Below are 22,220 nucleotides of genomic sequence, written 5' to 3' on the forward strand. Positions count from 1 at the left end.
CCTCAGGCCTTCATCACTTTGACCGGACACTTCTTGAAGTCTGTCTCTTTGGACAGAGGGTCGGTGGCGTCCAGTACCAGCTTGTTGACCAATTGACGGGCATCGAAGAAGGGCATGAACACCACGCCTTTGGGTGGCTTGTTACGGCCCTTGGTTTCAACCCGGGTCTTCACTTCGCCGCGAGGCGAGGCGACGATGACTTCATCACCACGCTTGAGACCACGGCTCTTGGCATCATCAGGGTGCATGAAGATCTGCGCATCCGGATAGGCGCGGTACAACTCGGGTACCCTGGCGGTCATTGAACCTGTGTGCCAGTGCTCCAGCACCCGGCCTGTGCTCATCCACAGATCGTATTCACTGTTGGGCTCTTCGGCGGCCGGTTCGTAGGGCAGGGCGAAGATCACCGCCTTGCCATCTGGCTTACCGTAGAACTGATAGCCTGAACCCGGTTTAACGTAAGGGTCAGAACCTTCAACGAAGCGGCGCAGGGTTTCCTTGCCATCCACTACCGGCCAACGCAGACCGCGGGTTTCGTGGTAGCGGTCGAACTGAGCCAGATCGTGACCATGGCCGCGACCGAAGGCGGCGTATTCTTCGAAGATCCCCTTCTGCACATAGAAGCCGAAGTGTTCAGATTCATCGTTGAGTTCGGCCTGACAGTCGCTGGCGGGGAACTTGTTGATCACGCCGTTGGCGAACAGCACTTCATAGAGGTTCTTGCCGGCGTATTCAGGTTTCTTGGCAATCAGCTCGGCGGGCCAGACTTCCTCTACCTTGAAGCGCTTGGCGAACTCCATCAGCTGCCACAGATCCGACTTGGCGCCTTCGGGGGCTTTCACCTGCTGGTGCCACATATGGGTGCGGCGCTCGGCGTTACCATAGGCACCTTCTTTCTCGACCCACATGGCGGTAGGCAGGATCAGGTCGGCCGCCATGGCGGTGACTGTTGGGTATGGATCTGACACCACGATAAAGTTTTCCGGGTTACGGAAACCGGGATAGATTTCATCGTTGATATTGGGGCCGGCCTGCATATTGTTGGTACACATGGTCCAGTAGCAGTTGAGCTTGCCGTCTTTCAGCATCCGGCTCTGCAACACGGCGTGGAAACCGGGCTTGGGCGGAATAGTGCCTTCAGGCAGCTGCCAGGCCTTTTCTGTGATGGCGCGATGCTTGTCGTTGTTGACCACCATATCGGCGGGCAGACGGTGGGCAAAGGTGCCGACTTCACGGGCGGTACCACAGGCAGAGGGCTGGCCTGTGAGAGAGAAGGGGCTGTTACCCGGAGTGGCAATCTTGCCGGTCAACAGGTGCAGGTTATAGAGCATGTTGTTGGCCCAAACTCCACGCACGTGTTGGTTGATACCCATGGTCCACAGGCTCATTACCTTGACCTTGGGATCGGCATAGGCCTTGGCCAGCTCCAGCAGGCGCTCTTTCTCCACGCCGCTCATCTCGCTGGCGTATTCCAGAGTGTAGCGGCTGACAAACTTGGCGTACTCATCGAAGCTGATATCGCTGAACTTACCGTTACCTGGGTTCTTGGCTTTTTTCTCCAGCGGATGATCCGGACGCAGGCCATAACCTATGTCATCCACACCCAGGGCAAACTTGGTGTGCTTGTTGACGAAGTCCTTGTTGACCGCGCCGTTTTGGATGATGTAGTTGGCGATATAGTTGAGGATAACCAGGTCGGACTGAGGCTTGAACACTATCGGGTTGTCGGCCAAATCGAACGAGCGGTTCTCGAAGGTAGACAGTACATGCACCTTACCGTCGGGGTGGCTCAGACGGCGATCCGACAGGCGGGCCCAGAGGATGGGGTGCATCTCGGCCATGTTGGCGCCCCAGAGCACAAAGTGATCGGCGGCTTCCAGGTCGTCATAACAACCCATGGGTTCATCGATACCAAAGGTACGCATAAAGCCGACCACGGCCGAGGCCATACAGTGGCGGGCATTGGGGTCGATATTATTGGTGCGGAAACCTGCCTTGTGCAGCTTGGAGGCGGCGTAGCCTTCCCAAATGGTCCACTGGCCTGAGCCGAACATGCCCACAGAAGTCGGGCCCTTGGTGTTGAGCGAGTGCTTCCACTTTTCTGCCATCACATCGAAGGCCTTGTCCCAGCTCACGGGGATGAACTCACCGTCTTTGGCATACTGGCCGTCTTTCATCCGCAGCAGTGGAGTGGTCAGACGGTCTTTTCCGTACATGATTTTCGACAGGAAGTAGCCCTTGATGCAGTTCAGGCCCTTGTTGACCGGGCTCTCAGGATCGCCCTTGGTGGCGACGACCTTGCCCTCTTTTGTGCCTACCAGCACAGAGCAGCCGACACCGCAGAATCGGCAGGGGGCCTTATCCCATTTGATATTGTCTTTCTGCTCAGCGGCTTCGACGACTTTCACTGGCAGAGTGACTCCAACGGCCGTGGCGGCGGCAACGGCGGCGTTGGCTTTAAGAAACTCGCGGCGGCTTATGCTCATGGTGTTTCCTCACTCTTTATTTCTTTTGTTTGACTGACAGGCTCAGAATCGACCTGATGATAGATAAGACTGCTGGACAGTATCCCGGGCAGACGGTTGATTGCTTCGACGTTATCCAGGATCTCGCCCTGGCTTTCGCCTTCGAGGGTGACTACCAATTTGCCTTCTGGACTGCTGGCGTGGACTTCGGCGCCTTCAAGGGCCTGGATGGCAGTGGTCACCGCCTCCAGGGTTCCCGGAGCGGCATGCACCACCAGACTGGTGACATGGTATTCCATCTCTGTTTGTTGCTTCATTGAGGCTCGCCTCGACAGGTAAGGGCGACTGGCACGGCATGGGCCGAGTCACCGGAACTGAATCAAAGTCTAGACCTCATTAAAAATGTGGGTATACCTCTTGAGAGGTAATGAAGGCGATTGGCGATCCGGATCAACATTTTCAATGTGATCTGAATCCAAGTTTGAAATTTAAACAGATTAGCCGCTTGACTCCTGCAATATTAATGCAATGCCATTTTGAGAATAGTTCTTGTTTACTACCTAAAGTGGGTTATTCAATAGCCGGTCAGCTCCATATAACCCACGCCGGTTTGTGTGCCCTTGATGGTGATTGGCCCTTCCCAGTAGGGGATAGACAGGTTCATGGCGGCATTGGGATTGAGGGCTTCCAGAGTCAGAGACAGAGACTCTCCCGGCAGCTCCAGTTGCCAGGCTATAGGGTAGCGACCGCTGGCCGTTTGTTGCCAGTCCTTGACGCTGAGGCTGATATCATCGAGCGCCAGCGGGTGGCCACTGCCGTCGGGATACATGCGCTTGCCGCTGAAAAAGGCTTTATTTTCCTGCTCTCTGAGCTGAAACAGCATCAGGGCCGAACCGTCATCGAGCCGCAAGGCGAACCAGTCCCAGCCCTGTTGGCCGCGACTGAGAAATTCTGAGCTCCACTCCCTATCGAGCCAGGCATTGCCGGATACCTGCAGCCATTGCTCCTTGTGGCGCACTTTGCCTTTGACCCGAATAAAAGGCTGGCTGTAGTAGTAAGAGGCTACAGTGCCGGCGGCATTTTTACGGCTGAAACCCTTTTCTCCCTGAATCTGCAGCTCGGCTTGGCTATCGAGTTGCAACTCGAAGGCAAAGTCCTCTTCGCTGACCTGTAAACTGGCGGGAAACAGCCCGCTATTGGGGCCGCTTGCCGCCTGGCTTTGCCAGCGCCAGTTATCGAGCCAGACCCTGAGCGGCAAGCCCATGGCTCCGGCTTGAGTTTTGTCCTGGGCTCCCTGGGGATGGGCTGCTTTGCCTTGGGGGGCGGCAAGCGCGCCCCTGGCCCAGCGCTCGGCGCTTTGGTGACTATGTTGAAAACTGAGTGCGCTGTGAGCCATATAAAGCTGATTTGTCGCCCAAGGAGAGCTGGATTCAGGTTCATCCGGGGAGAGGGCGATACGAAACTGAGTCCATTGCAGTCCGAGGGGCTCACCGCTTTGCGTGGTCAGATTGGCGGTCAGATACCACCACTCCTGACGAAACCTGGGGTGGGGCAGGTGATCTTCCGGAAACTGCAGCGCCGCACCGGGCTCGACTTTGGCATAGCCTTCGCTCGCAGTACCCATCACCCGGCTCATGGCCCGTGAGTCTTGCTGCTGAGCCTGATCTTGATGAGCCTTATCGCAGCCACTCAGCACAGCGCCGCCCAGCAGTAGACCCGCTAACAAGGGCGCTACGGCACGCCACCGCATTGTAATCAATCGCATTAGAGCACCTCCTGTTGCAGGCTGGAGACCAGAGAGCGGCGGCTCTGCCAATAGAGGGGAACTATCACCGCCAGGATGCAGCACAGCAGCGACAAAAGCACCACCCGGCCATAGGCCAGCCAGTCCCACTGCATGGCTATGGTCCAGCCGAAGGCCTGCAGCGTCACCTTATGGATAAGCAGGTAACCGAGAATCGCCCCCATGGGCAGGGCCAACAGACAGGTGAGCAGCACCACCAGCAGCATCTGCAATAGCAACATAGACAAAAGCCGGCCACGGGTAAGCCCAAGTGAGCGTAACATGGCGAGGCTCGCCTGGCGGGACTGGGTCAGCATCAGCACGGCACTGAAAAGCCCCACGGCGGCCACCAGTAAGGTCAGGGTGTTGAGTACCAGGGTAATGCTGAAGGTTTTGTTGAAGACCCGAATCGCCTCATCGCGAATTTTTTGCTGGCTGTAGACCTGTACCGGACTGAGTCCAAGCTCTTGAATGAGGGCGCGCTCGAGGGCGGCAATGCTTGTGAGTCCTGCCCCCTTGGCCCTTTCTGCACTTGTTGCTATGCCACTCACCGCCAGGCTGACGGCTTCAGTTGGCAGCTTAAGCTCTTGCCAGAGGGATTGCGCCAGCATGACCTCCCCCTTGGGATTGCCATAGTCGTAATAGATGGCGCTGATGGGCAGGGTCAGTGGTGTCTTACATTCCTTATCCGGACAGAGGCTGAGCTTGTCGCCCGGCGCCAGCCCCAGCGTCAGGGCCAAGGGCTCGCTGATAGCCAGAGCCTGGCCCTGGATCACAGTCTGCAGAGCTTGCTGTTGCTGGTTTTGGACTCCCTGCACCTGTTCCCTGGAAGCAACTTGTTCCTGGAAAGTAACTTGTTTCCGGGAAGCAACTAGGGCCGGGGTTTTCAGCGCCGTGGTGCGCGCGATAGAGTCGGCGTCCCGGCTGATAAGGTTTATCTCCAGCGTATTGCCGCTCCCCTTGGCATAGAAGGGCGCCTGCCATTGGTAGAAGTGAGCCAGTCCGGGGGCTTGCTGCTCAAGAAAATGCTCCAGATTCGCCATATTGCCGGCGCCCGGGCGGATATAAAGCTCGGCATGCAGGCGGGTGTCGAGCCAGCTTCTGAGGGTCTTGTCAAAGCTGCCTACCAGGGTATTCATAGCGATATTGGCACACAGGGCCAGTAGCAGCGCCATCATGGCCAGCGCCAGCGGTGCCACCAGCTCTCGGGTATCGGCGATGGCGTACTTGCTGAGTCCGGACGGAAACAGCCGCGCCAATAGCCCGAGCAAAGACTGCAACAGTTGCGGCAACAGCAGCGGGATAGCCAGGGTCAAGAGCCCCATCAAGCCCAGGCTGTGTTGGTGGGTTTGGCTCAAGGGATAAAGCAGCGCCGTCAGGGCAAGCAGCGCAACCCCAATGAGAAACAGGCGTTTGTGCATGCTTCTGTGTCTGTGTGCATGCCATTGGCTCTGGGTATTTTGTGCCAGGCTCTGATGACACAGCTCAAGATACAGGGGCACGCAGGCCAGCAGTGCGGCGATAAGTGTCAGACCGGCGCCTTCGGCCAACCATTGCCAGCGCCAATTCCCCGGCAGCAGAGTCGCACCATAGAGCTGCTCCAAGGTCAGCGCCACCATGGGCTGCAGCCACTGGCTGAGCTGCAGCGCCAGAATAAAGCCGCTGGCCGAGCCGATGAACACCAGCAACAACAACTCCAGCAGCAGCGCCAGCATCAGGGCGCGCCGTCCTAGGCCCTGCTTGAGCAACAAGAGCAACAAACGGCGGCGTTTCATCAGGCTGTAGCGTACGCCGTTGTAGGCGATAAACAGCCCCACCACGAAGGCCAACATCCCCATGGCGTTGAGGTTCAAATGAAAACTGCGGGTGAGCGCGGTCAGGGCGGCGCCCTTGTCCTGCTCGCTGATATTCAGCTTACCCAGCGGCACTCCGCTTTGCTTGAGTCGCTCTTTGAGTCTTTGCGGCTCGCCAAAGAGGGCGATATAGCTGAGGGTGCCTTCGCGCTTTAATAGCTGCTGGGCCAGCGAGATATCCAGATAGAGGCGGTTACCGAGCTGCTGTGAGTCGGCGAGCGCCAGCACTTCGAGCGTACGCCCACCGAGGGACAGGGTTGGCAGCGCCTTGAGTCCTTGATGCAGGCTGTCACTCATGACAATGATGGGCTCACCGGCGAGCAGTCTATTCAAGGGCAGATGGTTGCGGCCATTGCCCCTTTGCTCGAAGGTGCCGAGGGCGGCAATGATATCGCTGCCTTCCACTTGCCACTGGCGGCCCTGAGCGTCGTCAAGGACGCCGCTGATCACCGGCAGTGCCTGGATGCCGCTTTGGCGTAGCTGAAAATAGAGCGCTTCATCGAGGCTGGCCCCGCGGGCCTTGGGGGTGATAAAAAGGCTGGCCTGTTGTCCCAGGGCTTCGCCCGCCTCACGGTAGCTGTTGATGGCGTTGTCGTTGGTGGCCTTGACGCCAATCAGCAGAGTCACCGCCAACACCACTCCCAGCAGTATGGCGCCAGCCTGCAGCGGCGCCTTGCGATAGTGGGCCAGGGTGACTTTCAGGGCCTGCCAGGCCAACTTGATTGTGGTCAGCGCCCCTGTGTCATTCATGAATGCACCCTTGCTGCAGGTGCCAGCGGCGCTGCATATAGGCGGCGGCCGTTTCGCTGTGGGTGACCATCAGAATGGCACTGCCGGCATCGGCGGCGAGAGAGCACAAAAGCTGCATCACCTCATCACCGGCGGCGGCATCCAGGTTGCCTGTCGGTTCATCGGCCAGCAGTAATTCAGGCTTATGGGCCAGGGCGCGGGCAATGGCGACTCTCTGCTGTTGACCACCGCTGAGACTTTCGACTTCCCGGTTCAACAGTGGCGTCAGCCCCAGCGCCTGCACCAGGTGATCGCACCAGGCTTGCCAGCCTTCACCGAGCAGCGACAGGGGAAAAAGAATATTGTCGCGAACATTGAGCGGCGTCAGTAGGTTGAATTGCTGGAACACCACTCCCAGATGGCGGCGGCGAAAGGCGCTCCACTGTTTGTCCTGCCAGCGGCTGCTGTCTTGACCTGCCAGCAGAATGCGGCCCTGATCCGGGTGCTCAAAACCGGCTATCAGATTCAGCAGTGTGCTCTTGCCGCTGCCACTGGGGCCGGTCAATGCCACCGTCTCGCCGGGTTTGATCTCCAGGCTGAGATTTTCCAGCACCCTGTGGGGGCGATCGCCGTCCAAAAATCCTTTGCTTACCCCTTCCAGCAACACCTGGCTCTGCATTTGAACTCCTGTGAACCGCAGTAATCTGCTACAGCATAACAAGTTTTTTCAATCGGTGAACTCGACTTTCAGCTGTTGTTACCGCGTAAACCGAACCTGGTTCGGTCGCTCGGGGTGTAGGCCAAGGTCAAATTTTTTGCAGCAAACAGGGCGCGAGTCGGCTTTGCCCCTTGAGCCGGGGGCCATTTAGGCGCAAACTGTGCCACCTGCCACAAATAACGTGGCAATCCGTTCGGATGAAGGTAGCAGGAGAGTGGGGAATCGCCCCCACACCGACGAGGCAATTTCCACCGGTTAACCCGGTTGGAGGTACTCTTTCAGGTGCCGGTCAGCATTGACGGCGTGGACTGTTACTGGACGAGCCTCTGGAGAGACCGGGCATGCCCCGGCGCCGAAGGCGAAAGTGCCGGCTTAGGCCGGCGCGAAACGCTCAGGCAAAAGGACAGAGGAGAGGATGATTGCACCGCCTTGCCTCTGGTGATCTTTCGCTTTTGGCCTCTGCTGCCGCGGTTTCGCAGCCATTTCTTTTCCTCCTCCGTTTATTAATTTAGGTGTTTAATAACTGAGGAATCTATGGATTTTCATACACTTCTTACCCAGATAAACGCTATTGTCTGGGGACCTGCCACCTTGCTCTTGTTGGTGGGAACCGGTATTTATCTGAGCTTCAGGTTGGGATTCATTCAACTGTTGCGTCTGCCGCTGGCGCTGCAGTTGCTGTTCAAACCCGCCAATGGCAAGGGGGAACTCTCCTCTTTTGCCGCTCTTTGTACCGCGTTGTCGGCCACCATAGGCACGGGCAATATTGTCGGGGTGGCTACTGCCATCAAACTCGGTGGCCCCGGCGCCCTGTTCTGGATGTGGATTGCCGCCTTGTTTGGCATGGCCACCAAGTATGCCGAGTGTCTATTGGCACTTAAGTTTCGCACCACAGATCGCCACGGTAACATCGCCGGTGGCCCCATGTACTACATAGAAAAAGGCCTGGGGCTCGGCTGGCTGGCCAAGCTGTTTGCGGTTTTCGGTGTCGGTGTCGCTTTTTTCGGTATCGGGACTTTTGCCCAGGTCAATGCGATTTCCGAAGCCCTGACCATCGCCTTTGATGTGCCAGCCTGGATCACGGCCGTGGTGCTGACCTCGTTGGTGGCTGCCGTGACCTTAGGGGGTGTTAAACGGATTGCGGCTGTGGCGCAAAAGTTGGTGCCCACTATGGCCATAGGCTATGTGGTTGCCTGTCTTTGGGTGCTGCTGAGCGCCAGTGAGGCGATTCCGGATGCGATAGTGCTGGTGTTGCATTCCGCCTTCAATCCAGTGGCGGCTGGCGGTGGCTTTTTGGGGGCCGGTATCGCCCTAGCGATTCAAACCGGGATTGCTCGCGGAGTGTTCTCCAACGAGTCGGGTTTGGGCAGTGCCCCGATAGCGGCGGCGGCCGCCAAAACCAAGGAGCCGGTTGAGCAGGGACTGGTGAGCATGACGGGCACCTTCTTCGATACCATTATCATCTGCACCATGACGGGCTTGGTGCTTATTCTTACCGGTGTCTGGAATGGCGATACCGCCGGGGCCGGCATGACCAGTGCTGCTTTTTCCAGTGCCACCACGCCGCTGATTGGCCAGTATTTGGTGACTGTGGCGCTGGTGTGTTTCGCCTTTACCACCATTCTTGGCTGGAACTATTATGGCGATCGCTGCTGGAGCTATCTCACCAAGGGCCGCTGGATCCCGCTCTATCGCTGGTTGTTTCTTGGGCTTATTGCCTCGGGCGCCTTTATCACGCTGGATCTCATCTGGCTGCTCGCCGACATAGTCAATGGCTTGATGGCGATACCCAATCTGATTGCCATTATAGGTCTGCGCCACCTGGTGCTGGCAGAAACCCGCAGTTATTTTCAGCGTCTGCGCGGCTGCGGTGATGAGGCTCTGCCTCAGGCCGATGCCTGAGTCTTGAGCGAAGCAATCAAGGCCAGCAACCAGTCTTCAAACCGTCTTATCCTGGCCAGTTTGGGTGAGGCGGCGTGATACAAGAGGTGATAGCGGATCCCACCCGGTAGCACTTGCGGCAGAGGCGCCGTGAGCGTACCGGCGCGGATATATTGCTGGGCCATCAGGCGGGAGCCTAAAAACACCCCGTGGCCTGACAGCGCCGTGCTCAGTGCCATATCCAGATTGGCGACCCGCACCCAATTGAGTGCCTGGGTATCCGGCGTGATACCTGCCGCCGCAAACCAGGCCAGCCAATCCTGTCCCGGCTTGTCGTCGGCATCAATAAGCCAGCATTGGCTCAGTTGCGAGGCTTGGGTGAGTGCTTGCTCCTGTGCAAGTTGGCTGGAACACAGGGGCACAGTGTCATCGTCGAACAGGTGACGACAGTAAAGCTCACCCGCGTCAATGTCACCAAAACGTATCCCGATATCCATCTCTGTGTGTTGGAGATCTTCCAGCTGACTCGAGGCCCAGACCCTGACCTTGATTTCCGGATGCAGCCGATTGAACTGCCCAAGATTCGGCAGCAGGATCAAGGAGGCAAAGGACTGAGTTGTCGTGATGTTGAGCTCTCCTGGAACCCCCTGACATTGTATCTCTTGCCAGCAGGAGCCGATGGAGCCGAATGCCGCCGTCAGGGTATCGGCCAGCTGCTGAGCACGGCTGGTGGGCTGCATGCTGCGACCGCGGCGAATAAAGAGTTTGATCCCCAGGTGAGCCTCCAGCAAGCGTAGCTGTTGGCTGACCGCCGCTTGGGTGATATGCAACTCTTCTGCGGCTTGGGTGTAGCTCTTGTGCCGCGCCGCCGCTTCCAGGCAGCGCAGTCCCTTGAAGTGATCTAAGTGTTCCATAAGCTGTACTTATTTTAATGGTAAGAAATCATCGTTGGTTTTACGGTGGGCACCGCGGCAGAATGCATTTGGTCACCACAGGAGCTCGCCATGAATTCAGCCACTCAAAAACCTTGTTTAAACCCAGATAGTAGAGATTCTACTGCCAATAGCAAGCCGCATGGAAAGGGGCGCTTTCAGCGTTGGCTTGCAGCTATTGGCCGTTCTCTTTCCCTGCAACACAAGAGTTTATTTAAATAATTCCAGCTTATCTTTTTCTGTGTGTTTTATGTCAGTTGGCTGCAGCTGACTTTTTTGTGAAATTTGCTCCGCTTCACTTGTTTAACCGCATGGCTAATGCTTAAATAACAAGGTTAATTTTTGACCTTTAATCAGTTAGTTGACTTCAGTCGCCTGATGTACTTCGGCATTGATTGCCCAAGAGAGTGTGTCTGACAATAGGACTTTGCAGTTGCAGAGTCGCAAGGAAATCGTCAGAGAGGCAGAGCTATGCCGGATACCGCGACACTCAGAACTTTTCGCAGCCGTATTCTGTTGCAGATAGCCATTCCCTTAATCAGCATCATGACTGTGATTTCGGGGGTTACCGGCTGGTATAACTATCAGGAAGAAGAGAAAGCCTTCTTTGCCGACTTGGCTGAAAAGGCAGACTTCGCCGCTAAAAGGCTCGAGTTTGAGCTGTCTTTGGCACAAAGGGATAGCCAGACACTGGCATACAGCCTGGGGAATCTGGAGTCTTTTGAACGTCTGCAACAAGCGGACAATCTCTATCAGTTGCTCAGGGACAGATTGCAGCGCAACCCCAACTTTTACGGCAGCGCCATCGCCTTTCAGCCCGGGTTTCTGCCCGGGCAAAAACGCTTTGCTCCCTATGCCTTTCGTCAGGACCTGTCGATTGTCACCATGGACATAGGCCAGGAAGCCTATGACTACACCAGTGGCGAGTGGGACTGGTGGACCGAAGCACTCAAACATGCCGAAGGCTACTGGACGGCCCCCTATTTTGATGAAGGTGCCGGCAATGCACTGATGATCACCTTCTCGCAACCCTTTGGCAGCGAAGGGGCGCCGCTGGGCGTGGTTACCACAGATCTGGCACTTTCCAGCCTGCCGATACGTTTGGGGATAGATCCCAAAAAGCTGTTGGTATTGGACAACCAGGGTCGGCTCATCTATCACCCGGACAATAATCTTACCCGCAACGCCAAATTGGAAGACTGGCTGGCCAATACCGCCGCCGGCAAGGAAGCGGCGCAGCATATCTATGCCGCCGACACCCCCGAGGTGGCCCTGAGCGATCTCAACGGCGTGCAGTACCTTGCCAGTGTCGCCAGGGTTGCGCCACTGGAGTGGCGGGTGTTGGTGATCACGCCGCAAAAGCAGTTGCTGCGTTCTTTCCTGCAGGATTTCAGCTCCTTGACGCTCAACCTGTTGCTGCTGGCTATGATACTGCTGATCACCAGTTACTGGAGCGCCAAGCGTCTCACCCAGCCTCTGGAGCAGTTGGAAGCCGGGATAGTGGACTTCAGCAAGGGGTTGATCAAACGCTTGCAAAAACCCGAAGGCGTGGTGCGGGAGATTGCTACTCTCAGCAATAAATTCAATGAGATGGCTGAAATTCTCGAAGAGAGGGAACAGGCGCTGCTCGACTCCCGTGGCAACAGGTTTGCCAAGCTTATCGACGGCATGAGTGACAAGTCCTTCTACTGCTCCATGGATCCCAACGGCGCCATAGTACAGGCGAGCGAAGGGGTGAAGAAGGTCTTGGGTATCACTCCTGAAGTGCTCAGGCGTAAGTATCAGCGGCTGTTTTCCAGCAACAGTATCAACGAAGCCAACTGGCAGTATATGGAACAGGCGCTGGCCGGCGAGTCGGTGCCGCCGCATCAGGTGGAGTTGGCCGATGCCGAAGGTGGCTTGAGGCGTTTGGATCTGTTTATGCAGCCTCTGCTTGATGATGAAGGCAAGCTGATTTCGGTGGAGATGCTGTTTAATGATGTCACCGAGCAGTTTTCCGCCGCGGCCTGGTCCAACGCTGTGCTGGAGGCGGCGCCGGAGGCGATGCTTATCGTCGATGAAGGCGGCATGCTGGTGTTCTCCAACAGCCGTTGTCAGGAGCTGTTCGGTTATGCCGCCGAGGAGATGCTCAAACTCAATATCGACCAACTGTTGCCGGAAGTGGACCGGCTGGAACACGCAGCCAAGCGCCATGCCTTCGTGACCGACGGCAAGGATCGCATGATGGCCAAGGGCAAGGCGCTGCAGGCACTCAAGTGCGATGGTTCCCAGTTCCCGGTGCAGATAGGTTTGAGCCTGTTGCCGGCCGATCACAAGGGCAAACGTCAGGTGGCGGCATCGATTCGGGATCTGACTGAGCAACTGGCGGTAGAGCGTAAAATTCGCGAGAGCGAGAGCCGTTTTCGTGGGCTGGTATCCAACATCCCCGGCGCCGTTTATCGTACCCGGGTCGATGAACAGTGGACCATGGAATATGTCAGCGACAATATCACTGAGATAAGCGGCTATCCGGCCTGGCACTTCATTGACAGCAAGAAGCGCAGTTATGGTTCCCTGGTCATAGATGAAGACAAACAGTTGTGTATCGACACCATCAACTCGGCCCTGGCCGAGCAGCAAGCCTTCGATGTCGAGTACCGTATTCGCCATCGGGATGGCAGTGTGCGTTGGATCCATGAAAAGGGTAAGGCCAGCTATGATGAAGACGGTAACCCGCTGTGGTTCGATGGCAGCCTCAATGACATCACCGACAGCAAGCTGGCTCAAGAGAAGATGGAGCAGTCACGGGAGCAACTGGAAACCATCACAGAGTCTGTGCCCAGCACTGTGTATCAACTGTTTTGGCAAAGCCCGCAGCAACGCAGATTCACTTTCCTTTCCAGTGCAGCCATCGCCACTCTTGGCCACCACAAGAATGAGGTGATGGCCGATTTTGATCTGGTGGCCGAGCGGATCGTTGCCGAAGACAGGGGCAGCATTATTCGCCTGCTTTCAGGTGAGAGTGGACTGCAATGGATTAAAGAGTTCCGCTACCGGCATCCTTCCGGTGAGGTGCGTTGGTTAGAGGCCGGTGCCAAGGGCAGTAAACAGCAGGATGGCATGCTCTGGAACGGTTATCTTACCGATATCAGCGGCCGTAAGGAGATGGAAACCGAGCTGGCCCAGAGTGAGGCCCACTTCCGGGCCCTGTTTGATAACGCAGGTATAGGCATAGTCAACCTGGACGATCGCGGCACCATAATGGATTGCAATGGCCAGTTCTGCAGTGACATGGGCATGAGTGCCGAGCAGCTCAAACGTCGCTCGTTTGCCGATTTGATGGCGCCGGAAGACAGAAGCAATGCCAGCGAGCTGTACGAGCGCCTGAAGCGAAGTGACGATCACAGTGTCAGCGGCGAGTGGCGCCTGCTCAGTGCCTCCGGCGAGCCGATGTGGATGGCAATCAACGCCTCCGAGCTTGAAGAGGAAGAGGGACGGGAGCGTTCTGTGGTCATGAGTATCGCCAACATTACCCGCCTCAAGCTGTTGTCCAACGAACTGATGGCTGCCAAGGAAGATGCCGATGCCGCCAACAAGGCCAAGAGTGACTTCCTTGCCAATATGTCCCATGAGATCCGCACTCCGATGAACGCCATTATCGGCATGTCTCAGCTGTGCCTGCAGACAAAGTTGGATCGCAAACAGCGTAACTATGTGGAAAAAATTGAACGGGCTTCGCAATCCCTGCTGGGGATCATCAATGACATTCTCGACTTCTCCAAGATTGAGGCCGGCAAACTGGATATCGAAGTGGTGCCGTTTCAGCTCGACAGTATTTTGGAAGATCTCGGGGATATGTTCTCTGAGCGCGCCGCCGACAAACAATTGGAGCTGCTGTTTGCCGTGGCCCCCAGCGTACCCAGCCACCTGGAAGGGGATCCGCTGCGTCTCGGTCAGGTGCTTATTAACCTGATGAACAACGCCATCAAATTCACCGAACGGGGTGAAGTGATGCTGTCGATAAGTGAGCTCAGCCGCGAGCAGGATGAAGTGATCCTAAGATTCGCTGTGCGCGACAGTGGCATAGGTCTGACTGCCGAGCAGCAAGCGAGATTATTCAAGTCTTTCAGCCAGGCAGATACCTCGACCACGCGTAAATACGGCGGCACCGGGCTTGGGCTGGCGATTTCCAAACAACTGGTAGAACTGATGGGCGGTGAAATCGGTGTCGAGAGCCAGTTTGGCAACGGCAGTTGTTTCTTCTTTACTGTGCGGCTCAAGGTTGCGGAAAACGACAAGCTGAATGTAGAGCAGGAACTGGAGGGCATGCCCATTCTGGTGGTCGATGACAACGGTACCGCCAGAGATATATTGCGCACCACGCTCGAGAGCATGGGCTTTACCGTCGACTGTGCCCGCAGCGGCATGGAGGCGCTGGATAAGGTGAAGCGCAAGTCCTACAAGATGGCCTTGATCGATTGGAAGATGCCTGAGATGGACGGCATGGAAACCGCGCGGCAGATACTACAGGTAAAAGAGCCGCCGCTGATCCTCATGGTGTCGGCCCACGCCAACAGTGACTTTATCGAACAGTTGGAGCAACTCGGGATCAACGGCTATATCACCAAGCCGGTCAGTGCCTCTAGGCTGCTCGATGGCATTATGCTGGCTCTTGGGCGTCAGGGCCATATTCCTGTCAGGCGCAAGGCGTTGGATCTCGAATCCCTGCAACTGGCGGCTCTTGCCGGCAAACGTGTGTTGCTGGTGGAAGACAACGAGATGAATCAGGAAGTGGCGACCGAGTTTCTTGAGCAGGTGGGCATAGACTTGTCCATTGCCGAGAATGGCCAGATAGCGCTGGAGAAGTTGGCGCAGCAGCAGTTTGATCTTGTGCTGATGGACTGCCAGATGCCTGTGATGGATGGATATCAGGCCACAGAGGCACTGCGCAAGATGCCTGGGCTTGAGCAGTTACCTGTGGTTGCCATGACGGCCAACGCTATGGCCGGTGACAAGGAGATGTGTCTGCGAGCGGGCATGAATGACCACATCGCCAAGCCGATAGAAGTCAGCCTCTTGTATCAGGTGTTGTTGCAGTATCTGGGAGGTGGGCAAGTCCCGGCCGCTGCAGGGAATAATGATGCTGGTATGGCCGATGGCGATGCTCCTGAGAATCTGGTGAGCTGGCCGGAACACGAGAGCCTGGATATCGATCGCGGACTGCAGCTGGTACAGCATTCAGAGCGCCTCTATCGGCGCATCTTCGAGCGTTTCCTCGGTAGTCAGGGCAATGTCGGCAAACGGATTCGCAAGGCGCTCAAGGAACAACAGCAGGAAGAAGCGGTCAGGGCGGCGCATACCCTTAAGGGGCTGGCAGGTAACCTCTGCTCCGAGCCGTTGGTGGAAGAGGCCAGGCAATTGGAAGCCAAGTTGGCGGCCGGTGAAGAATGTGAGCAAGAGTTGCTGGCGGTGGAAACCCGGGTTGCAGCCATTGTTGAAGCCATTGCGGACTGGATAGGGGATAAGCCACAAAGCGATCCTCAGACGGAAGGTGATGCCGCCGAGGAGATTGATCCCGAGGCGCTTAAAACCGCCCTGGAGCAACTGCTGCAGAGTCTGGAAGACGCCGATGCCGAAGCCGTTGTTCAACTGGAAGCATTGAGCCGCAGGGTGAGCAAGCCTCTGTGGCAGCGCCTGAAACCTGTCAGCAGCATGGTCGGCAGCTATCAGTTTGACGATGCCGCCGATCTTATCCGCGAGCTGCAGCAGGAGCTGAACGAGACCGAGCAGGCCTGACTATACTCATTAGGGGATATTCGCGCCGCCATTAAAGCGCTGTGGCGCTGAAATAGGATGTGGAGCCCGTAACAAGAGGGAGATTGAGATGGAAAAAGCCACTGTACTGGTGGTGGACGATACACCGGAGAACATAGATATTCTGGTGGGGATCCTCGGCGACGATTATAAGCTCAAGGTGGCGATAGATGGCCCAAGAGCGCTGGCGTTGGCGCAGAAGAGCCCTCCGGATCTGATCCTCCTGGATGTGATGATGCCGGGCATGAATGGCTATGAAGTTTGTAAGCGTCTCAAGCAGGAACCCATGACCAGCCATATCCCGGTGATCTTTGTCACCGCTCTCTCTGAGGTGGCCGATGAGACCCAGGGCTTTGATTTGGGGGCTGTCGACTACATCACCAAGCCTGTCAGTGCCCCGATAGTCAGAGCCAGGGTACGTAACCACTTGGCCCTCTACGATCAGAAGCGTTTGCTGGAACAACAGGTGCGCGAACGTACCCGCGAGCTGGAACAGACCCGCTTCGAGATCATCCGTCGCCTGGGCCGTGCCGCTGAATACAAGGATAACGAGACCGGCTTACACGTTATTCGCATGAGCCACTATGCCAGGCTCCTGGCACAACAGGCCAAGCTGCCGGACAACTTCTGTGAGCTGCTTTACAATGCGGCGCCCATGCATGATATCGGTAAGATAGGTACTCCTGACGCTGTGCTGAAAAAACCGGGGAAACTGGACGCCGAAGAGTGGCGAATCATGCAGCAACACGCCGAAATCGGTGCCGAGATTATCGGTGAGCACCCGGATCCTCTGTTGCAGATGTCCCGACGCATTGCGCTGACTCACCACGAGAAGTGGGATGGCTCAGGTTATCCCAATGGCTTGAAAGGCAATGATATTCCCATTGAGGGGCGAATCGTCGCCATTGCCGATGTCTTCGATGCCCTGACCTCAATTCGACCTTACAAGAAGGCCTGGAGCATAGAAGATACCATGGCGTTACTGGAGTCTGAGGCGGGGAAACACTTTGACCCTGAATTGGTGGAACTGTTCAAACAGATACTGCCCCAGGTGATAGAGGTGCGTGATACTCATATGGAAACTGAGTCCGGCACTGAATAGCGACAAACGGCGGATAAAAATAAAGGCGCCGACGGCGCCTTTATTGGGTCATTCATTGTTACTCCAGCTCTTCCAGAGAGTAGGGCAGAGGCAGTACCGTCAGTTCGCTGTTTTCATCATCGGCGATGCGGAATTTGGCGCCGACTTCTGTGTCATTGGCCAGCACTGCGGTCAGCAGCAACTCGCCATTTCGTTGTACGGCTTCAATAATGCTGCCGCCCTTACGAAAACCTTCATCCAGCGCCATCTCCAGTGTGGTTTCCGGTGTGACATCGACAGTGGCTTTACCCTTGAGAATATAGAGGGCTCGCTTGTTGCCGCCGCGATACTTCATTCTGGCCACGGTTTCCTGGCCCATGTAGCAACCCTTGGTGAAGCTGATGCCGTTGATGGCCTGCAGGTTGCACATTTGCGGTACAAATTGGCCCATGTGTGATGCCGGCAGGTTTGGGTAGGCGGCAAGGATTTCCAGCTCTTGCCAGGCACTGGCATCGACTGGAGACTGCTGCTGGCACAAGGCCTCGGCCCGGGCCTTGGGCAGAACCAGAATAAAGCGCTCGCCATCCTGCAGTACCACGCCGTCATCGACAGCACTCACTTGCTGCTCTGGACTGAAGCCCGGGAACTGCTCTGCCAGCCAAGTGGCAGCCTTGGCGCCGGCTACACCCAAGAGACTGTAATCGTCGCTGACATCGACCAGTTCGGCCTTACTGAACACAGCGTACTTCTTCAGTTGCGGCAAGTCGGCAGCCAGGGTATCCCTTGGCATCATCAATATCAGGGCATCACCCAGGGCAAAGGTTCTGAAACTTGAAAGCATTTTGCCTTTGGGATCGCAGTGAGCGCCCCAACGCCACTGCTCGGCCGTGAGAGAGCTGATATCCGTGGTGACCTGACCATGGATAAAGCTGCGGCCCTGTTCGCCGGTAACGGCAAGCAGACCCAAGTGAGAGAGGCGGGAAATAAGCAGATCCGGAATGCCGGCATCCAGTGGCCAATCGGGCTGAGAAACGCAAATGCTCATAACAAGATCCTGAGATTGAAGGCATTAAGAGATCTGCGATTGTAGCGGATTTGACAGAAATAAACAGGGCACCGATAGCAATATGGCGCCCTGTGAAAGCCTCAAAAAATCAGAACAGCAGTCTGGTACGGATAGTACCTTCGATAGACTTGAGCTCTGTCAGTGCTTCTTCAGCCTGGGTGGTATCTACCTCCATCACCACATAACCTATGGTGGCTGTGGTTTGCAGATACTGGGCTGAAATGTTGATGCCTTTCTCCGAGAACGCCTGGTTAATCTTGATCAGAATACCGGGGCGGTTATGGTGAATATGCAGCAGGCGGGAGGCATCTTTATGCTGCGGCAGCGATACTTCCGGGAAGTTGACTGCCGACAGGGTAGAACCGTTGTCTGAGTATTTGGCTAGCTTGCCGGCAACCTCAATACCTATGTTTTCCTGGGCTTCTTCTGTGCTGCCGCCTATGTGTGGGGTCAGTAACACATTGTCCAGACCGCGCAGCGGGCTTTGGAATTCGTCAGTATTGGACTTGGGCTCAACCGGGAACACGTCGATGGCGGCACCTGCCAACTGTTGCTCCTTGAGGGCTACCGCCAGGGCGTCGATATCCACCACAGTGCCGCGGGAAGCATTGATCAGTATGCTGCCTTTGCGCATCATCGCCAGTTCGGCCTGGGCAATCATTTCTTTGGTTTGTGGTGTTTCAGGCACATGCAGGCTGACCACATCGGCTTGAGACAGTAACTGCTCCATGGAATGTACCTGCTGGGCGTTACCCAGCGGCAGCTTATCTTCGATATCGAAGAAGATCACTTTCATCCCCAAGGTTTCGGCGAGGATCCCCAACTGGGTACCGATATGGCCATAACCTATGACCCCCAGGGTCTTGCCACGGGCTTCGAAGCTGCCATTGGCGCTCTTGAGCCAGCCACCACGATGGGCCAGGGCGTTGCGCTGCGGAATACCGCGCAGCAGCATGATGATTTCACCGAGTACCAGTTCGGCCACGCTGCGGGTATTGGAGAAGGGCGCATTGAACACAGGAATACCCAGTTGCTCGGCAGCCTTGAGGTCGACCTGGTTGGTGCCGATACAGAAACATCCTATGGCAACCAGCTTTTCCGCCTGTTGTAATACTTCTTGGGTCAGTTGGGTACGGGAGCGGATTCCGACGAAATGGGCATCTTTGATCGACTGCTGAAGCTCTGAGCCGGAGAGTGATGCCTTGTGATACTCGATATTGGTATAGCCAGCCCTTTCCAGCACATCGACGGCTGATTGGTGGACGCCTTCCAACAACAGGATTTTAATTTTATCCTTGTCCAGCGAGTGTTTCGCCATGATATAGGTACCCTCTTGATTATTAACTAATGTACGTATGCTATGATGCTTTCGCCCATGCCCAATCAAAGTAGCACTTTTTTCAGGTGAAGTGGAGGGCTAGATGGCTAAAGTATTTTTTCCTAATTGAGAACAATCACTGGCATAAGGAAAGTGGCTTGAAAAACACAATTATCTGGCTGGTCATTTATTTTGTGGTACTTATCTGGTCGGCGATAGCGCCTAAAGATGATTTCACCTGGTGGCTGGAAGCGCTGCCTGGGATGCTGGCGCTGCCGATACTGTTTTTTACCCGCAAACGTTTTCCGCTGACTCCGCTGCTTTATGGCCTGATCTTGGTGCATTGCCTGATACTGTTTGTCGGCGCCCACTACACCTATGCCGAGGTGCCGCTGTTCGATACTTTAGCGCAGTGGATGGGCTCTGAGCGTAACAACTACGATAAACTGGGTCATTTGGCCCAAGGATTTATCCCGGCAATGATTGCCAGGGAGATACTGCTGCGTAATCAAGCAGTGAAACCGGGTGCCTGGTGTGCTTTTCTGGTCAGTTGTTTTGCCTTGGCCTTGTCGGCTTTCTATGAACTGATTGAATGGTGGGTTGCCGCGGCTACAGGTACAGGTGCCGAGGCCTTTCTCGGCACCTAGGGCTACGTCTGGGATACCCAGTCGGATATGCTGATGGCTCTTATCGGTGCCATCGCCGCCTTGCTGGTTTTATCCTCATGTCATGACCGCCAGTTGCAGCGTCTTGGCGCCGATTGACAGGTCGGGACAGAGAGAGCCATATACAGTCTTTACAATATTTCATCTGGCAATGCGACTAAAGATTGTTAGAATCATACTTTATGGTGATGAAAACCGGACACTATCTGGTCAGAATCATCTGATACTTTTTGTGTAAGCTCACGGAAAGTGATTAAGGAAGCTATCCCTTTAGGGATATGAGCGAGACTTTTCAGGGAGAAGAGTAAATATGAGTAGTATCAATGAGTTGGTTTTTATAAACCAGATAGCCGCCCCTTGTCATTTGGCCATACTGGCCGAGTCCATTGGTCTTAAGACCCGTATAGTACGCCACCCGGAACAGTTGGATCCGCAGAAGAGCGATAGTACTTTCTATCTAATTTCTCAGAAGGGGTCGGCGCTGGACAATAAGGGCATTCCTCTGCTGGCCAGCCGCCTGGTCTCTCATGTTCCTGTCGCCCTCTATCAAGTTGCCAGAGGTTCACTGGATCAGGAGTCGGCTATGTTGCTGGGGATCCGCGGGGTGCTTTATTCAGATCAGCGCATCGATCTTATGCTTACTGGTCTGCGCAAGATGGTGGCCGATGAGCTCTGGTACGACAGAACCCTTATCAGCAAGATGTTCCGTAAGCTGGTCAAGACCTTGGACACTGGCAATGAGATGTCTGCCGATACGGTTTCCATGCTGCAGATGTTGACCCGGCGTGAACGTACCATTATTCAGCTGGTTTCCAGTGGTGCCAGGAATAAAGAGATAGCCCAACGTCTGTGTATCAGTGAGCATACGGTCAAGGCGCATATTTCATCGATTTTCCGCAAGACTCAATCTCGTAATCGAGTCGAATTGTTGCGTTGGGCCCAGACCTATCAGAGTCACTTCGATCTCATCAGTTGATTTGTCGCTAGATCCAGCCTGAACTTGGCCCCGAATGGGGCTTGTTTATGCTTTGATGGCTTTTATGTAAGCCAAGTCAGTGGAAAATTCCTGTCAGAGTGCGGCAATCGCCGCTGCTTTGCGCCTTTTTACGCGTCGGGAATGGCTTTCAGCCAAAGCCATGATAGCCGTTGTGCCTGCGGCGTAAAGTCGTGGAGCTTAAGCATTCCAATCTGTCCATAGCTTGCGCTCATGAGCACACTCGTCACCGGCGAGTGTTCGCCTTCAGCTACGTTATTTGCGCCAAAGGCTCTCGGCGACACCGAGGAGGGATTGGAGCAACTTTGTGAGAGCTAACTTGTTTGAAGCTACCTATATGCCTGCAGACATACACCTCATTTTCAGGCACAGGCGGAACTGTGACCGTCGAAAACAAGGATGTTTTCGTCGAGGCTACAGGGACGTATTAACGCCGTGTCACAGGATCGCCTGTGCAAGAGCCCACCGCAGGTGATGGGTTACGTCTGTGGTCAAAAGCCCGGCAAGTATTGGTGAGGGATTTAAGGCTTAAAGCAATGCTAGCCGCCGTGCCAGCGGCGTAAAGTCGTGGTGTAAATGCCTCCATGCACAACGGCCAGTTCGCCATCCCTGGCTCGCGCTCATAAGCTTGTTGCTTCGCAACTCTCGCCGAGTCACAGAATCGCCTGTGCATAAGCCTGCGGCAGGCAATGGGAGACCGTCCGTCGCTGGAAGCCCTACCAATACTAATTAGTAACTTTTAGTTAGAAGCCATGATAGCCGTTGTGCCAGCGGCCTAAAGTCGTGGTGTTCCACACCACACTGGACAAGGGGCTTTGCTTGTCCAAAGCCCCTTGCATCCCCAAGGACACCCCGACGTAGCCGAAATCCCCGCTGGCTTATGAAGCAAATTGGCTACACTCAGGACTCGCCAAATGCATCCATGCATAAGGGCCAGCTCGC

General features: G+C 55.6%; 13 protein-coding genes, 1 pseudogene and 1 riboswitch. Of the genes and pseudogenes, 6 read left to right on the forward strand and 8 right to left on the reverse strand.

Translation table 11 applies throughout. The features are described 5' to 3' along the window. Nucleotides 1-2: 2 nt before the first annotated feature. From napA to HCX89_RS14625, 5 genes are all read right to left on the reverse strand, one after another. Nucleotides 3-2,486: a nitrate reductase catalytic subunit NapA gene (gene napA / locus HCX89_RS14605; protein ID WP_045283006.1), complete on the reverse strand. Its 2,484-nt coding sequence runs from the start codon at nucleotides 2,484-2,486 to the stop codon at nucleotides 3-5. Beyond that, nucleotides 2,483-2,782 (reverse strand): chaperone NapD, encoded by a 300-nt coding sequence (locus HCX89_RS14610; protein ID WP_025889977.1) that lies wholly within the window; start codon nucleotides 2,780-2,782, stop codon nucleotides 2,483-2,485. Before HCX89_RS14610 ends, napA begins: the two co-directional genes overlap by 4 nt. A 257-nt stretch (nucleotides 2,783-3,039) precedes the next feature. Further along, nucleotides 3,040-4,230, reverse strand: a complete 1,191-nt coding sequence (locus tag HCX89_RS14615) for a lipocalin-like domain-containing protein (protein WP_167716528.1) — start codon at nucleotides 4,228-4,230, stop codon at nucleotides 3,040-3,042. After that, nucleotides 4,230-6,851, reverse strand: coding sequence for an FtsX-like permease family protein (locus HCX89_RS14620; RefSeq protein WP_167716530.1), 2,622 nt, complete (start codon nucleotides 6,849-6,851; stop codon nucleotides 4,230-4,232). Before HCX89_RS14620 ends, HCX89_RS14615 begins: the two co-directional genes overlap by 1 nt. Then, nucleotides 6,844-7,509 (reverse strand): ABC transporter ATP-binding protein, encoded by a 666-nt coding sequence (locus tag HCX89_RS14625; RefSeq protein WP_144134184.1) that lies wholly within the window; start codon nucleotides 7,507-7,509, stop codon nucleotides 6,844-6,846. The genes HCX89_RS14620 and HCX89_RS14625 overlap by 8 nt, the downstream gene beginning before the upstream one ends. A gap of 355 nt (nucleotides 7,510-7,864) precedes the next feature. After that, nucleotides 7,865-7,965, forward strand: a riboswitch (glycine riboswitch). Nucleotides 7,966-8,082: 117 nt separating this feature from the next. Between HCX89_RS14625 and HCX89_RS14630 the strand changes: the two genes are divergently transcribed. After that, complete coding sequence (locus HCX89_RS14630) at nucleotides 8,083-9,450, forward strand: sodium:alanine symporter family protein (RefSeq protein ID WP_167716532.1); 1,368 nt, start codon at nucleotides 8,083-8,085, stop codon at nucleotides 9,448-9,450. Here HCX89_RS14630 and HCX89_RS14635 read toward each other — a convergent pair. Continuing rightward, nucleotides 9,435-10,343: a LysR substrate-binding domain-containing protein gene (locus HCX89_RS14635; protein ID WP_167716534.1), complete on the reverse strand. Its 909-nt coding sequence runs from the start codon at nucleotides 10,341-10,343 to the stop codon at nucleotides 9,435-9,437. The genes HCX89_RS14630 and HCX89_RS14635 overlap by 16 nt on opposite strands. A 90-nt stretch (nucleotides 10,344-10,433) precedes the next feature. Between HCX89_RS14635 and HCX89_RS14640 the strand changes: the two genes are divergently transcribed. From HCX89_RS14640 to HCX89_RS14650, 3 genes are all read left to right on the forward strand, one after another. Then, nucleotides 10,434-10,583 (forward strand): hypothetical protein, encoded by a 150-nt coding sequence (locus HCX89_RS14640; protein ID WP_157823005.1) that lies wholly within the window; start codon nucleotides 10,434-10,436, stop codon nucleotides 10,581-10,583. Between the two features lie 249 nt (nucleotides 10,584-10,832). Beyond that, entirely contained in the window at nucleotides 10,833-16,136 is a 5,304-nt protein-coding gene (locus tag HCX89_RS14645) for a PAS domain S-box protein (protein ID WP_167716536.1), read from the forward strand. An 88-nt stretch (nucleotides 16,137-16,224) separates the two neighbouring features. Beyond that, the gene (locus HCX89_RS14650) at nucleotides 16,225-17,256 is read left to right on the forward strand and encodes a two-component system response regulator (RefSeq protein WP_044735116.1); all 1,032 of its coding nucleotides are present in this window, start codon (nucleotides 16,225-16,227) and stop codon (nucleotides 17,254-17,256) included. 58 nt (nucleotides 17,257-17,314) lie between these two features. Here the strand turns inward: HCX89_RS14650 and ygfZ are convergent, their stop codons facing one another. Beyond that, nucleotides 17,315-18,280, reverse strand: coding sequence for a tRNA-modifying protein YgfZ (gene ygfZ / locus HCX89_RS14655; protein ID WP_167716538.1), 966 nt, complete (start codon nucleotides 18,278-18,280; stop codon nucleotides 17,315-17,317). A 109-nt stretch (nucleotides 18,281-18,389) separates the two neighbouring features. Further along, nucleotides 18,390-19,619, reverse strand: a complete 1,230-nt coding sequence (gene serA, locus HCX89_RS14660) for a phosphoglycerate dehydrogenase (RefSeq protein ID WP_028779409.1) — start codon at nucleotides 19,617-19,619, stop codon at nucleotides 18,390-18,392. A 158-nt stretch (nucleotides 19,620-19,777) separates the two neighbouring features. Here serA and HCX89_RS14665 point away from each other — a divergent pair. Beyond that, a pseudogene (locus tag HCX89_RS14665) lies at nucleotides 19,778-20,383 on the forward strand (DUF2238 domain-containing protein). Between the two features lie 211 nt (nucleotides 20,384-20,594). After that, nucleotides 20,595-21,260, forward strand: coding sequence for a response regulator transcription factor (locus HCX89_RS14670; RefSeq protein ID WP_025008979.1), 666 nt, complete (start codon nucleotides 20,595-20,597; stop codon nucleotides 21,258-21,260). Nucleotides 21,261-22,220 lie beyond the last annotated feature (960 nt).

The sequence above is a fragment of the Shewanella sp. Iso12 genome (assembly GCF_012030025.1).
GTDB lineage: Bacteria > Pseudomonadota > Gammaproteobacteria > Enterobacterales > Shewanellaceae > Shewanella > Shewanella algae.

Excerpts from the sequence above, each read along its gene's own strand:
- napA (WP_045283006.1), bottom strand. The coding sequence starts at position 2,486 with ATGAGCATAAGCCGCCGCGAGTTTCTTAAAGCCAACGCCGCCGTTGCC.
- HCX89_RS14610 (WP_025889977.1), bottom strand. The coding sequence starts at position 2,782 with ATGAAGCAACAAACAGAGATGGAATACCATGTCACCAGTCTGGTGGTG.
- HCX89_RS14615 (WP_167716528.1), bottom strand. The coding sequence starts at position 4,230 with ATGCGATTGATTACAATGCGGTGGCGTGCCGTAGCGCCCTTGTTAGCG.
- HCX89_RS14620 (WP_167716530.1), bottom strand. The coding sequence starts at position 6,851 with ATGAATGACACAGGGGCGCTGACCACAATCAAGTTGGCCTGGCAGGCC.
- HCX89_RS14625 (WP_144134184.1), bottom strand. The coding sequence starts at position 7,509 with ATGCAGAGCCAGGTGTTGCTGGAAGGGGTAAGCAAAGGATTTTTGGAC.
- HCX89_RS14630 (WP_167716532.1), top strand. The coding sequence starts at position 8,083 with ATGGATTTTCATACACTTCTTACCCAGATAAACGCTATTGTCTGGGGA.
- HCX89_RS14635 (WP_167716534.1), bottom strand. The coding sequence starts at position 10,343 with ATGGAACACTTAGATCACTTCAAGGGACTGCGCTGCCTGGAAGCGGCG.
- HCX89_RS14640 (WP_157823005.1), top strand. The coding sequence starts at position 10,434 with ATGAATTCAGCCACTCAAAAACCTTGTTTAAACCCAGATAGTAGAGAT.
- HCX89_RS14645 (WP_167716536.1), top strand. The coding sequence starts at position 10,833 with ATGCCGGATACCGCGACACTCAGAACTTTTCGCAGCCGTATTCTGTTG.
- HCX89_RS14650 (WP_044735116.1), top strand. The coding sequence starts at position 16,225 with ATGGAAAAAGCCACTGTACTGGTGGTGGACGATACACCGGAGAACATA.
- ygfZ (WP_167716538.1), bottom strand. The coding sequence starts at position 18,280 with ATGAGCATTTGCGTTTCTCAGCCCGATTGGCCACTGGATGCCGGCATT.
- serA (WP_028779409.1), bottom strand. The coding sequence starts at position 19,619 with ATGGCGAAACACTCGCTGGACAAGGATAAAATTAAAATCCTGTTGTTG.
- HCX89_RS14670 (WP_025008979.1), top strand. The coding sequence starts at position 20,595 with ATGAGTAGTATCAATGAGTTGGTTTTTATAAACCAGATAGCCGCCCCT.